Source organism: Vibrio sp. 397, assembly GCF_033339395.1.
GTDB classification, from domain to species: Bacteria; Pseudomonadota; Gammaproteobacteria; order Enterobacterales; family Vibrionaceae; genus Vibrio; species Vibrio alginolyticus.
In genome coordinates, this window is record NZ_JAWOUN010000001.1 from 439,974 (window position 1) to 453,212 (window position 13,239).

11 protein-coding genes are annotated in these 13,239 nt (G+C 44.4%); 8 read left to right on the forward strand and 3 right to left on the reverse strand.

Features of this window, described 5'->3' with window-relative positions:
* The first annotated feature begins 242 nt into the window (after window positions 1-242).
* From R7P36_RS01985 to R7P36_RS02015, 7 genes are all read left to right on the forward strand, one after another.
* Window positions 243-923, forward strand: a complete 681-nt coding sequence (locus R7P36_RS01985) for a DUF3334 family protein (RefSeq protein WP_005388843.1) — start codon at window positions 243-245, stop codon at window positions 921-923.
* Between the two features lie 208 nt (window positions 924-1,131).
* Complete coding sequence (locus R7P36_RS01990) at window positions 1,132-1,827, forward strand: DUF2786 domain-containing protein (RefSeq protein ID WP_005377954.1); 696 nt, start codon at window positions 1,132-1,134, stop codon at window positions 1,825-1,827.
* A 217-nt stretch (window positions 1,828-2,044) separates the two neighbouring features.
* The gene (locus R7P36_RS01995; RefSeq protein ID WP_005377956.1) at window positions 2,045-2,704 is read left to right on the forward strand and encodes an OmpA family protein; all 660 of its coding nucleotides are present in this window, start codon (window positions 2,045-2,047) and stop codon (window positions 2,702-2,704) included.
* 76 nt (window positions 2,705-2,780) lie between these two features.
* Complete coding sequence (locus R7P36_RS02000; protein WP_017634859.1) at window positions 2,781-3,755, forward strand: molecular chaperone DnaJ; 975 nt, start codon at window positions 2,781-2,783, stop codon at window positions 3,753-3,755.
* 177 nt (window positions 3,756-3,932) lie between these two features.
* Entirely contained in the window at window positions 3,933-4,115 is a 183-nt protein-coding gene (locus tag R7P36_RS02005; protein ID WP_005377960.1) for a hypothetical protein, read from the forward strand.
* 411 nt (window positions 4,116-4,526) lie between these two features.
* A complete protein-coding gene (locus R7P36_RS02010; protein ID WP_005377962.1) occupies window positions 4,527-4,919 on the forward strand; it encodes a SulA-like leucine-rich domain-containing protein in 393 nt (130 codons plus the stop codon).
* A 204-nt stretch (window positions 4,920-5,123) separates the two neighbouring features.
* Window positions 5,124-6,227: a phosphoribosylaminoimidazolesuccinocarboxamide synthase gene (locus R7P36_RS02015; protein ID WP_085569567.1), complete on the forward strand. Its 1,104-nt coding sequence runs from the start codon at window positions 5,124-5,126 to the stop codon at window positions 6,225-6,227.
* 78 nt (window positions 6,228-6,305) lie between these two features.
* Here R7P36_RS02015 and R7P36_RS02020 read toward each other — a convergent pair whose 3' ends face one another.
* The 3 genes from R7P36_RS02020 to R7P36_RS02030 all read right to left on the reverse strand — a co-directional run bounded on the left by R7P36_RS02020 (window position 6,306) and on the right by R7P36_RS02030 (window position 11,330).
* The gene (locus R7P36_RS02020; protein ID WP_213899649.1) at window positions 6,306-7,979 is read right to left on the reverse strand and encodes an alkaline phosphatase D family protein; all 1,674 of its coding nucleotides are present in this window, start codon (window positions 7,977-7,979) and stop codon (window positions 6,306-6,308) included.
* Between the two features lie 330 nt (window positions 7,980-8,309).
* Window positions 8,310-8,687 (reverse strand): hypothetical protein, encoded by a 378-nt coding sequence (locus tag R7P36_RS02025; protein WP_005377965.1) that lies wholly within the window; start codon window positions 8,685-8,687, stop codon window positions 8,310-8,312.
* A 288-nt stretch (window positions 8,688-8,975) separates the two neighbouring features.
* Window positions 8,976-11,330 carry a helicase-related protein gene (locus R7P36_RS02030; RefSeq protein WP_213899674.1) on the reverse strand — a complete coding sequence of 785 codons (2,355 nt, stop codon included), beginning with the start codon at window positions 11,328-11,330 and terminating at the stop codon, window positions 8,976-8,978.
* Window positions 11,331-11,543: 213 nt separating this feature from the next.
* Here R7P36_RS02030 and R7P36_RS02035 point away from each other — a divergent pair, with 213 nt between their 5' ends.
* Entirely contained in the window at window positions 11,544-13,232 is a 1,689-nt protein-coding gene (locus R7P36_RS02035) for an NAD-dependent malic enzyme (RefSeq protein WP_005377977.1), read from the forward strand.
* Window positions 13,233-13,239: the final 7 nt, after the last annotated feature.

A 13,239-nucleotide genomic window follows, 5' to 3' on the forward strand; every position in this document is an offset into this window, starting at 1 on the left:
CGCTGATCCGATCAGCTGCGGGTTGTGTAATTATTTGCTCACTTCTCATACAAATTGGCGCTAAGCGAAAAAACACCACAAAAGAGTTAGTGAAGTAATATTCTTTGAATTTCGTCACTTTACAACATTTAAAAAGACGAGCAAATCAGAATCTCGATACAATAATTAAACTTATGCTTTATTTTTTCACGCTTGATGCCTTACATTGGGGAACGAATCGCGTTTCTAGATGAGTTTTCAGAATGAAAAAAAATAAAATTGTGACCACTGAAGATATCCTTCTCAAACTTTGCCAGTCTGTTTCTGGCGTACTTACTTCGGCGACATCTTCTCAAGTAAATTATTCAGCAATGGTGCAAAAAATCCACAAGACTAGCCTCAAACCAGATTTTGGCTGTTTTGTTCTGTTTGATGGCGGATTTACCGGGCTAGTTGTGATTAATTTTACGGCAAAAGCCGCACTGGAGATCTACACCAACTACATGCGTAATATGGGCATGCCAGAAGAAGAACTGGCAATATCTCATACTTCTGACGAGGTAGGCGATGTTCTGGGTGAACTCATGAATCAACTGGTCGGAGACTTCACTAATAAAATTCGTAAAGACCTGCAAACGAACATCACACAAAACCAACCAAAAATGCTGGCGCTGAATAAGCAAGTTATCTTACAAGTTGATACCAACCTTGACCGCCCTCAAGCGCGCAGAGTGACGTTCTCCACCGAAAACAACAATATTTTCTATCTCGAGCTAGCAATGGATAAAACTGAGTTCATCCAACTGGAAGAGTTTGAAGTTGCTGAAGACGAAAACCCAGACGACATTTTAGAGGCAACACGTAAACAGTTGGCTGAGAAAGAATCTAAATCGTCGGGATCAAACGATGATGCCGATGACTTGCTCAACCAGCTCGGGTTGTAATTCTAACGAATCTTAATGAAGAATGGCTTCTTAGACACAAGTACGGCTTCATACTGATTACGACGAACTAAAACGCCAGCCTCGCTTAATGCGAGGCTTCTTTTTATGTGCAGAAATTATCTTCAGTCCCACCTTGTATTTCGTTTTTATGTCAAAAAAGGTAATATATCTGACTTCATAAATTTTCTGCTTTCGTTACTGGTTGTCGATGGATAAACAAAAAGCTCTGAAAAAAATCGCCAAGTGCTTAGAACTGGGCAATTCCGCTAATGTTAATGAGGCTGCCAATGCTATCAAAATGGCACATCGCCTCATGCTTAAATATGGTCTCGATAAAGACGATATTGAGTTCATCAGAATGGGAAAAACACAATCTTCTCATCTGCTACCAGCGAACATCAGTTCTACCATATTGCGAGTGATTCGCGGCATTAACACAAAATTCGGTGTCGAAGCAGTATTGTTGAATCACAAAGGGCTCAAACGTGTCGAATTTATCGGTGAAGCAGATCGCGCTATTTTTGCTGCATTTGCTTTCGATATTGTTTATCGCGAGATGAACGAAAGTACCGGACAATTCCGAAACAGCTTTGCTGGCACCGGCACCTCTTCTCAGGAAGTGACTCGCCGTGTGAACTCATTTGTATCTGGCTGGGTGGAAGGCGCGATTGAAAAATTGCCAATTATTTCTCCAGATGAAGAGTCGGCCAATAAAATTAATGACTATATTGATAAAGAATTCCAAAACATTGACCGCGAAACGTTCAAGAAGCAATTGAAAGAAGCGATGAAAAACCTAACTGAAGACTACGAAGTGGGCTTAAAGAAAGGTAGAAAGGTTTCAGTTAACCGTGGAGTGGGCGGCGAACAAGCACGCAAAATGTTGGGCGATTCATCGAAATAGCCAGAATAGTAAAGGATTCACATAAGCACCCATGACTTCGATGTCTATAGGGCTTACTTTGAGAGCTTTGGCAGTATTGATAGGAATTTTCTTACAGAAACTCTTATCAATCTTACTTTCTCATAACAAATATTAATGCTTGTTTATTCATAATTCGCATCCCATTATGAGGCATAGTTTCGCCTCAGTTTTATACGGAGATTTTCCCTTGAAAAAGATGCCTATTGCACTAGCTCTAGTGCTAGCTCTTACTGGCTGTCAAGCCACTCAACGCCAAAATGCAACAACGGGTGAATACGAAACTAACTCCACCACGCAAGGCGCGCTTATTGGTGCGATCGCTGGCGCAGCAATCGGCCTAGCAACGGGTGATGATGCTAAAGAACGTCGTCAGCATGCACTCATTGGTGCAGCCGCAGGCGGAGCGACTGGTGCTGGCGTTGGTTACTACTTTGACCAACAAGAAGCGGAATTACGTCGCGCTTTGCTAAACTCTGGCGTACAAGTTCAGCGTGTTGGTGAAAATCAGCTTTTACTGCGTATGGAAAACGGTATCGGCTTCTCTTCAAGCTCTTACCAGCTTGATGCTAGTATCCATAACACTCTACGCGGTGTTGCTCGCATCCTAGTTGAGTACCCAGATACCAGTCTCGTTATTGACGGTTACACGGATAGCACAGGTAGTGAGTCATACAACCAAACGTTGTCAGAGCGCCGTGCAGAGTCCGTACGTCAATTCCTAGTATCTCAAAACGTTGCACCTGGTCGTGCAATTGCACGCGGCTACGGCGAACGTAACCCAATTTGCTCAAACCAAACTTCTGAAGGTCGTGCGTGCAACCGTCGTGTTGAAATCCAGATCTTGCCACTGAAGTAATTTGGTTGCACCATAACGGTAATAATAAAAAATTACCGGAGCAGGCCTAACCATTATCGTTAGGCCTGACATATTAATGTCTGTCAAAACGTCTGCCCTACTCTGCTTATTTAGCCTCAGCTTTTCTGGCTACTCACTTGCCTCTCAAGCTCCAAATGACCCCATCGAACAATACGAGTACGCACAACAATTATTGGCATCAAACGAAGCTGAAGCCTCACCAGAAACGCGCTACTGGCTAGAGCAATCCGCCAACCAAGGTTACCTCCCTGCACAAAAACAGCTCGCGAACGACTTTGCTAAAGGGATAAATGGCGAAAAAAATGAAACACAAGCGTTATATTGGCTAACCTCTATCGCACTCAATGACCCAACCGATCGTGGCTTTCTTCTCGCCGATTTTATTCAGCGCAATCCAGATAAGGTCACAACTTCTCAATTGACTGAAGCCTTGTATCAAATGGCTTCTCAGCATAATCCAGCAGCAGAACAAGCTTATAATCAACTGTTAGAGCAGCGCTTCAACCAACTGCGAGCTAAACAAGTCTCGCAAATAAAGTCGCTCGATAAAAAGGCTGAGCAAGCACAGGAAGAGAAAAGCACAGTTGCAAACCCCAAAGTAGAACACTCGCAGTTTTTATGGCTGATCTGGCTAGCGGCGATACTCATCATCAGCGGCTTAAGTTTTCTCGTAATCAAGAAACTTAAGCAGAATAGAAAAGCGCTTGAAGCCAAAGAGGAAAGCCAAAATCAACGAATGGCGAAAAAAATAAAAGAGCTAGAGTTTACGAACAAGCAACTGAAACGCCAGCTAGAGAAAGTATTCAAAGAATTTAAGAAATCCAAAACCCAGGCAGAGAACCATAAGCTAAGCGTCGCGTGTGCTATGTTTGGCTACACACCACAACACATCCCTGATTTACAAGCAATCAAGCTACGCTATAGACAGCTATCAAAGCTTTATCATCCTGACACAAGAGGCAGTGAAGAAGAAATGAAGCGACTCAATCATGCCTTTAAGCTCGTCTCACAAAATGTTACAAAACAGTGAAAATAGGTCAGGATACTTTGGCTAGCATGCTTTTAGACCTATATAATCAAGCGCCGCAATCGATCTCCCTCTCAAACAAATTAACAGACATTTAACTTAAGTCGCGCTTTTATGCCATAATGCCCGGCGCAAAATAACACCTAACGACTCAAATTAATCTAGGTGGGGAGAAAATCAATGTTCACTGAAGAAGGCACCTGTGATTGGTGTAAAAAACCTAGCCTTGTAACTCGTCACGATTATTTAGATGGCAAGCACCACTACTCATGTAAAGCTTGCTACGACATGGCGAAAATCGACGTGCGCCTATTTAACCAAGGCGAATTACAAATGCGCGAACGCTTGCAACGAGCGAGCTAAGCAAGACGGAATCAACGGAACTGATTTTCAAAGGCGCCTTTTAAGGCGCTTTTTTGATCGGCCAAGCCCTATTTCCAATCTCTATCTCGTATTCCCTCCTATCTTACATAGCACGTCGCATCGGTTATCAGCCCTCTCCCACTGTATACAAACCATTGTCCGTGAAAAACACCTGTATATACAGTAGTAAACCCCTGTATGTCTCTCGTCCAGTTTTCTACTCACCTCACATTTTTAAATTGATGTTAGACATATCAAAAATGAAAAACAACCACATAAATTCAATTACTTAGAATCAAATCCTTTTATTTCCTTCTCAAAAAACCGCAAATAACTTTTGAGAAACTGGTTGATCAGGTCACCAAAACAAACTACTGTATACACATACAGCATGTATAAAGGAACAGTAAGATGCAGTTACAAAGTCAATCTCATACATACTCTCGTTACAACGTATTGGCACAAGCAACTAAGCCCATGGCCGTTTCGGATCAGCTTCTATCTAAGCTGGCTGTTTTATCGCAGCAGAAACAATGGATTTTGTTTACAGCAGACTGCCCTCGTCCAGACTTTGAACAACTCACTGCTTCTAATATTTGCTGTAAAAACGTTATTCAAATGAAGCCCTCTCAACAGCTTTCAGAAGTCGAGATCGTGATCAAAGCCATCCGATCAGGCAATGCCAGTGCTGTTGTTGCATCAAATAAAATTGCACTTATGAATCAATCTATGTTGCGCGACATGGCGCAGCGCTATCAGTGTGAAGTCTTTTTCGTCGAAGGCAGAGTTAATAAGTACCACTAATAAGTTCGACGTTATCCATCCTGCATCTCGCCTCCTTTTTAAGGGGGCATTTTTTTGTATTAAAGAAAACAAGCAAACGTTTGCTTTTTCTCTGGCGAGTTAAAATAGTTCTGGTATGATGCCCACATTCGATTTATTCAGCGCCCACATTTTGCTGAATATCTTCTCTTTCTGACGTTTGATTAAGATGATAGGAATGTCGCAATGAGCCTTGCTAATCAAGTACTTGCCGTCAATGACGACCTGCCAATTCGCACCCATAAACCCGTTCATAGTGGAAAAGTTCGTTCAGTTTACTGGTTAACTGAAGAAGACAGCGCCCGACTGATCAAAGAAAAAGGATACGATGTCGCTCCAGATGCGCCTTTGGCTATCATGGTGATTAGCGACCGAATCTCTGCATTCGATTGTATTTGGCATGCTGAAGGTGGTCTTAATGGTGTCCCGGGTAAAGGGGCTGCGCTTAATGCGATTTCTAATCACTGGTTCAAACTGTTCAAAGAAAATGGCTTAGCAGATAGCCATATTCTAGACATTCCTCACCCTTTTGTTTGGATTGTACAAAAAGCCAAACCGGTAAAAATCGAAGCCATCTGCCGCAAATACATCACGGGTTCGATGTGGCGCGCTTACGCAAATGGCGAGCGCGAGTTTTGTGGAATCCAACTTCCTGAAGGGTTAGGAAAAGACAAAGCACTGCCAGAGTTGCTAATGACCCCATCCACAAAAGGCATTCTAAAAGGCATTCCCGGTGTGCCAGAAGCGGATGACGTAAATATTACTCGTCAAAACATCGTAGACAACTACGAAGCATTTAACTTCTCAAGCGCTGACGATATCGCACTCTACGAAAAATTGCTGAAAGAAGGCTTTAACGTTATCAGCCAAGCGTTAGAAGAAATCGACCAAATCTTTGTCGATACCAAATTCGAATTTGGTTATGTTCATGATGCTGCTGGCAATGAAAAGCTGATTTACATGGATGAAGTGGGTACACCAGACTCGTCTCGTATATGGGATGCTAAAGAGTACCAAGCAGGTCACATCGTAGAGAACTCAAAAGAAGGTTTCCGCCAGTTCCTACTTAACCACTTCCCTGACCCAGATATCTTGCTAAACAAAGAACGTATGCCAGAGCGTGAAGCACTCGCTCGTGATAATGCTTTACCCGTCGAATCTTTGATGGCGATTTCGAGCACCTACATTGGTATTGCCGAGAAGATTACAGGCAAGCCGATTCATTTGAGTGAGAATCCGAAAGCGGAAATCATCGAAGTTCTGAGCAAAGAATACGGATTGATTGACTAGCACTGTCGCTAGATTGCTAAACGCTTTCCAATAAAAAGTCCGCACTAGCTTGCGGACTTTTTTCATATTAGGTTCAGTTTAGCTGATGTTTAACGTAGTGCCATCTGTTGTAAAGGCTGACTTAGTCGTCACCTGATATGTTTTGTCTTTAATCGTTGATACGAAATACCAGGTCGACTCTGCCTTGTCGGGCGTAAAAGTAACGCGCATAAAGCCACGCTGTTTGATGTCTGCCCACTGTAATTCTGACACTAAGTGCGGCAGCGTGTATTCCATTTGAGCGATCGCGACAGGGTCTAACGCGAGGTAGGCCTCTAACCCAGGGGAACTCACCGAGCTAGTCGCAAACTCTACCCCGATAGGATGCTTAGATACGTCTTTAAGCTCACTTGCCCATGCGTTGTGCGTATCTCCTGCCAAGCAGACAAAGTTACCACTGCTGGCTTTGGCCAGTTGATAAACTTTCTCTCGCTCAACGTAGTAACCATCCCATGCATCTAGGTTATATGGCAAAGCAATGGTATCTAAACTTGGGTCAGAGAGATAACCCGTAATCGCAGAGTTTACCGCTAATAACGCCTCTGTTTTTTGTTCTTCAGTGGCAGTAAACAATTGAAACATCGCGGTCATAACCGAACTTGGCAACTCCATACGAGACATTAACACTTGTTGCCCTAGCACATTCCAAGTTGCGTCGTGCGTACTGAACGCATCCATCAGCCAAGCGAGTTGGTCACCGCCTAACAGCTCTCGGTCTTGACTGCGCGACTGAGCAACTAAACCGCCAATAGCTTCCATCGTTGGTGAGCTGAGCGAGAAATAATCCAACGGTTTATCACGCCCCACAAGTCGCGTGTCGAGCATCATCAAATTGACTAAACTTCCAAACGAAAACTGACGGTAAATCAGCATGTTTGAGAAAGTGTTTTCACGAACGGGCAACCATTCTGTCCACGCGGCAGCCGCAGATGCACGACGATCATTAAAACTGCCTTCCTCTTCTTGATGGTTTTCCGCACCATTTTTCCAAGTATCATTTGCAAGCTCATGGTCATCCCAGACAGCAATCATTGGTAGGCTCGCATGTAACGCTTGCAGATCAGCATCTTGGCGATATTGCGCATACCGTTTTCGGTAATCATCTAAGGTAATACATTCAGTGCCTTTGCTTGGCTCTCGCCCTAGTGCCTCAGCATCTTCACTAGCGTAGCCACCAGCACCATACTCATAAATGTAATCACCGAGATGAAGCACCACATCAAACGGGTCTTGCTCATGTTGATTTAAAATCTCTCGATACACATGGAAATAGCCAGCAGGATAGTTTGCACAAGAAACAACCGCCATGGATGCCTTTTCTACACCATCCTCTGGTAATGTTTGAGTTTGCCCGACTTCGCTAGTGACATCTCCAACCATGAATCGATAGTAGTAGCGAGAATTTGCGTTGAGATTTTGAACATCGACTTTTACCGTGAAATCTCGGCTCGTGTCTGTGGCAAAAGTGCCACTTTGCACGATATCAGTAAAATTTTCGTTAGATGAAACTTGCCAGCTTACATCTGCGTAGCTTGCTGAGGTCGTAACACGAGTCCAAATGATTACTTGTGTTTGAGTAGGATCTCCACTCGCCACTCCGTGCTCAAAGGTAACCGCAACAGATTCACTAGCATCGCTACCACAGCCCACCAGCCCGGTAACAATCGCCGTTGAAGAGGCAGCTTTCATAAAGTCTCGACGAGACAAAGACATATTGACTTCCTTTCTTATTGTGTTTGTTTTTATGCCCAAATGACGTGGTGACTCAATCATCCTTGTATGCCAATAAGGGACGTTAATTCGAACTTACAGTACCAACCACTTAGTCGGTAATTTGTCCTAAAAACACAAAGTTAGAAGCTAGTTATGACAATTGCATTTCCAAACGTTACATTTTTGTTAATTTAAGTGCAAATACTCTATATTCATCACACTTCCTAAGACCTGTGACAAAAACCTCAAAATAAAAAAGCGACCTACTTTGAGGTCGCTTTTCATTGCACTATTGTTAAGTAGTACATCGATGAAGTGGAAATACTCAGCCTAAAACTTGATGTTAAGAACATCTTGTTCTGACGTGTCCACTTTCAACTGACTGCGAGATTCTATGTACTCGATTTGCTGAACATCGAGCGAATATGGCATAACGACTCGCAATTCATTGATCCCTTCATGTTTAGCTAGCTGGGTTAAGCGGACCAAATTGGATTCATCACTTTTACGAGAAGACATCGATTTTAATGCGGCATCCCACAACCGATCTTCAGGCTTGCTCAATTCCGCAATGTTCTGTTTCCACATCAAACCGAAAATAGGCGCGATGGTGGCAAATGCCTCTAAAAAGGTCCATTTCTTACTACCTGTCGCTCCTAAAAAGCTAGTGTAGTCGAATTCAATGCACGTCTTTCCTTGTTGATCCATTCTATGCCCCCGACACTCGAAAATGAGATATACCAAATATCGTTCAACTGTTTTGATATAGCAATGGGATATAAAACATTCGTCTTTTATGCCCTAATTTACATACAAAAGGAAATATTAAAACCAGCTTTGTAACAACTGATGTACAGCTTCGCCATATATAAGCATTCAATTGATTAATATTTCAATTAAGAAACTAAAAACAACACACAAGTAACGCTATCAATATGAAATAATTATAGATTCACCAAGAAAATATCAATTCTTGTCACAACGTCATCCGCCGACCTACTTCACATCAATCACTCGACTGGCCTTTTTATACTGTATCTTCCAACCAGCCCAGCGAGGCAGCTCCCAACGCTTCGGGTCTCCCTTACGGTTTCCCTCTCGATAAACGACCTGTACCAGCTTGCGAGACGCGTAATACTCGACATCCAGTTGGAGTTCTGGCAGCGAAAGTTCTAAAGGGTACTGCTCCGTGAAATCGTCGTATTCCCATTCTGGAACACCGTTAAATGTTAAGTCTTCCGGTTCAAACAACGCCATATCATCGACATTTTCAACGCCTAATGTTTCCAACTGATCCTTTAACCAGCTAGAAAATGTCAAGGAGGCCAAGTCGTTAACCTCTTCTCCTTCGACATTAAGGCCCAATGCGTTGTAGAGTTTCCAGTGTTGGATTTGTTGTTTTCTTTGAGAAGCAAATCCTGGTAACAGTGTCTCGTCTTCTATCATTTCGACAATAGACTGAACAGCAACATCACCTTTTAACGCTTGATGTTCAGTACAGATTGTTCGTCCGGCGTAGACCAAATGCATCGTTGCTCTTGGGGTCTCCTCTTCATAATTCGTCTCACCTTGTTGCCACTCCCCTAGCTCAAGTTCGCGTAATAATGTCAGCGGGATAGGCATCATAACCGATGCGAGGTTCAGTGTTTGCTTAACGCCTCGTCCTGGCACGCTATGGCTATCTAGCACGATGGCCGCTTCTTCTTTATCAGGAAAGCGGCTGTTACGCCCAACCAGCATCTCGACTACGCCATTTCCTAGAGCATCCCTTCGACGAGCTCGTCGGACAAACACAAGCTCAGGGTGCAATGAGGCGATGGAGAAAAAGAGCGCTTCACGTTTATATCGAGAGGCAACGTCAAGTTCCGGCAATTCAAATACTTCTCGCATTTGTTTCGCTAAACCTTGTGCCTCTTCGAGCGCGCTAGCATCAATGACAATGCCCGGAAGTCGCTCCCCCCGAACCAAACGGATAAGCAAAGAGGCATCACATCCGTATGGCTCCTCTTGAGATAGAAGCTCAGCAACTTCACCACTTTGTCGCTGATAGAGCTGCGCAGGCACAGATAAGGCGGCAGCCAAATCAATCATTGCTTCCTTCTCTGGCTTCGCTTGAATTCTGGTAACGAGATCGGCAAACAGTGCATCAATGGGTAGTGGGTATACTTTTCTCCCATGCTGCGTGACATTGCCATCCTCATCAATCGCTTCCATAGATAACAACGTCGAATGAGATGCCTCTAGCGACTTTGGGGGAATTGAGTCGAGAAAATCGAGTGTTGAGAGACGGTACCCACAACAAGCCGCTGCCAGCATGGGCTCGACGAGCTCTTCTCTGTGTAATTCTGGAGGTGTCACCAACTCTAAAGGCGCGTGCTCACCATATAGACGAATACAAGCCCCTTCGGTAACGCGACCTGCTCGCCCCATTCGCTGCGCGGCACTGGCCTTAGAAATGTTGGTTAATGTCAGTGCTGTACGTCCATTTCGTTGTACAGTTCTGCGCTCTAAACCACTATCGATTACCACACGGATATTAGGAATGGTCAGAGAGGTTTCCGCGACGTTGGTTGCCAATACGACTTTCCGTTGCTTTTGTACCGTCAGCGCACGATGTCGTTCTGCATCACTGACCGAGGCATGAAGTTTAACCACCATGACATCACTGCTGCTTTGTAGCATCTGCGCGCATTGGGCGATCTCTTTACGTCCTGGGAGAAAAACAAGAATATCGCCATCTTCATCTTCCAGTGCTTCTTTTACCGCTCCGACAACCTCCTGTTCACATCCCTTTTTGTTCGGTAAATAGCGGCTGTCTGTAGAACGATGTGTCACCGTGACTGGAAAGCAACGTCCCTCCGAACTCAGGCGCTTAGCATTCAGGTAACGAGCAAGCTTTTCGCCTTCTAAGGTAGCGGAAGTGACGATCAATCGATGTTGATTTTCTTGCTTCAAAATGGCGGTTAATAGATCAATATCCCAGCGTCGCTCGTGAAATTCGTCCACTATCACGACATCAAAGTCTGCTAGCTTGTTTTCCGAAAACCAACGCAGTGCAACCCCCGGAGTCACAAATACAACTTCGGTTTTTTCATCAAAGTAGGCATGAAGCTTGATCGCGTAACCGACTTTGCGACCTATTGGCTCTCCAGATTGCTCCGCAAGAAATTCAGCCAGCGAGGTACAAGCAATTCGACGTGGTTCAATAACCAGAACGCGTCCGTGTTTTGCCGCCCACATGGGCAAGCGGGTAGATTTACCCGACCCGGTTTCGGCTTCCACCACAAGATGGTTAAGGCTTACATGATGGTCAAACTCGGCTTGCAGGCTGTCGATAGGTAGTTGAAACATAGAAATTGGATTTGATTTGATGATGCAAAACATTATACCCAAGTAAAAAAATCCTGCTTTAGGTATCTCTAAACAACCAATATTGCCGATATTTTCGTCGGTATCTGAATTTTTTTGCGACATTACATTGATGTGCATCAACGCATGTTTACAACTAAATAGTGAACCCGTTAAAATTTGGTGCGCATCCTTCAACCCTACATAAGGCACCCAATGAACAACGATAAACGCCCACTATATATTCCATATGCGGGTCCGGCTCTTTTAGCAACCCCTCTTTTGAACAAAGGCAGTGCATTCTCTGCTGAAGAACGTAGTTCATTCAACTTAGAAGGTCTGCTTCCAGAGTCGACCGAAACTATCCAAGAGCAGGTGGAACGTGCCTACCAGCAATACAAAAGTTTCGAAAGCGATATGGATAAGCACATTTATCTGCGTAACATCCAAGACACCAACGAAACATTGTATTACCGCCTAGTGCAAAATCACATTTCTGAGATGATGCCTATCATCTACACGCCGACTGTTGGCGCAGCATGTGAAAACTTCTCTAACATTTACCGTCGTGGTCGCGGTCTGTTCATTTCATACCCGAACCGTGACCGTATTGACGACTTGCTGAACAACGCAGCAAACCACAACGTTAAAGTGATTGTTGTGACAGATGGCGAACGTATCCTTGGCTTGGGTGACCAAGGTATCGGCGGCATGGGTATTCCAATCGGTAAACTGTCACTATATACCGCGTGTGGTGGTATCAGCCCTGCTTACACGCTACCAATCGTGCTTGATGTGGGTACCAATAACCCGCAACGCTTAGCTGATCCGATGTACATGGGTTGGCGTCATCCTCGTATTACGGGTGCAGAATACGATGCATTTGTAGAAGAGTTTATCCAAGCGGTACAGCGCCGTTGGCCTGATGCTTTGATCCAGTTCGAAGACTTTGCTCAGAAAAATGCGATGCCTCTTCTAGAGCGTTACAAAGACCGCGTGTGTTGTTTCAATGATGATATTCAGGGTACTGCAGCTGTTACTGTTGGCTCTCTACTTGCAGCTTGTAAAGCAGCAGGAACTCAGCTTTCTAAACAACGTATTACCTTCCTAGGCGCAGGGTCTGCTGGTTGTGGTATCGCAGAAGCGATCATCGCACAAATGGTATCGGAAGGAATTTCTGACGAGCAAGCTCGCTCACAAGTTTACATGGTTGACCGTTGGGGTCTGTTACAAGAAGGCATGCCTAACCTTCTTGATTTCCAACAACGCTTGGTGCAAAAGCATACCAATACGAAAGAGTGGGAAAATGAAGGAAATGGCTTCTCACTACTCGATGTAATGCGTAACGCCAAGCCAACGGTACTAATTGGTGTTTCTGGTGCGCCTGGCCTATTTAGCCAAGAAGTCATCGAAGAAATGCATAAACACTGTAAGCGTCCGATTGTCTTCCCACTGTCGAACCCAACAAGCCGCGTGGAAGCGACACCGAACGACATCATTCGTTGGACAAATGGTGAAGCACTGGTTGCAACAGGTAGCCCATTTGAGCCAGTGGTTCATGAAGGTCGCACTTACCCTATTGCACAATGTAACAACAGCTACATCTTCCCAGGCATTGGCCTTGGTGTACTTGCTGTCAATGCAAAACGTGTCACTGACGAGATGCTAATGGAATCAAGCCGCGCGCTCGCAACATGTTCTCCTCTAGCAATCAACGGTCGTGGGGCACTACTTCCACCACTGGAAGAGATCCACTTAGTATCGAAAAAAATCGCATTTGCCGTTGGTAAAAAGGCAATTGAACAAGGTGTCGCATTAGAAATTACTGATGAAGCATTGAACGTGGCGATTGAACAGTCGTTCTGGCAACCTGTTTACCGCCGCTACAAACGCACTGCGTTCTAAGCTTGAG

Bases quoted from the DNA above. Each gene is read 5' to 3' on its own strand.
- R7P36_RS02000 (WP_017634859.1), top strand. From the start codon at position 2,781: ATGTCTGTCAAAACGTCTGCCCTACTCTGCTTATTTAGCCTCAGCTTT.
- R7P36_RS01995 (WP_005377956.1), top strand. From the start codon at position 2,045: ATGCCTATTGCACTAGCTCTAGTGCTAGCTCTTACTGGCTGTCAAGCC.
- R7P36_RS01985 (WP_005388843.1), top strand. From the start codon at position 243: ATGAAAAAAAATAAAATTGTGACCACTGAAGATATCCTTCTCAAACTT.
- R7P36_RS02010 (WP_005377962.1), top strand. From the start codon at position 4,527: ATGCAGTTACAAAGTCAATCTCATACATACTCTCGTTACAACGTATTG.
- R7P36_RS02030 (WP_213899674.1), bottom strand. From the start codon at position 11,330: ATGTTTCAACTACCTATCGACAGCCTGCAAGCCGAGTTTGACCATCAT.
- R7P36_RS02020 (WP_213899649.1), bottom strand. From the start codon at position 7,979: ATGTCTTTGTCTCGTCGAGACTTTATGAAAGCTGCCTCTTCAACGGCG.
- R7P36_RS02005 (WP_005377960.1), top strand. From the start codon at position 3,933: ATGTTCACTGAAGAAGGCACCTGTGATTGGTGTAAAAAACCTAGCCTT.
- R7P36_RS02015 (WP_085569567.1), top strand. From the start codon at position 5,124: ATGAGCCTTGCTAATCAAGTACTTGCCGTCAATGACGACCTGCCAATT.
- R7P36_RS01990 (WP_005377954.1), top strand. From the start codon at position 1,132: ATGGATAAACAAAAAGCTCTGAAAAAAATCGCCAAGTGCTTAGAACTG.
- R7P36_RS02035 (WP_005377977.1), top strand. From the start codon at position 11,544: ATGAACAACGATAAACGCCCACTATATATTCCATATGCGGGTCCGGCT.
- R7P36_RS02025 (WP_005377965.1), bottom strand. From the start codon at position 8,687: ATGGATCAACAAGGAAAGACGTGCATTGAATTCGACTACACTAGCTTT.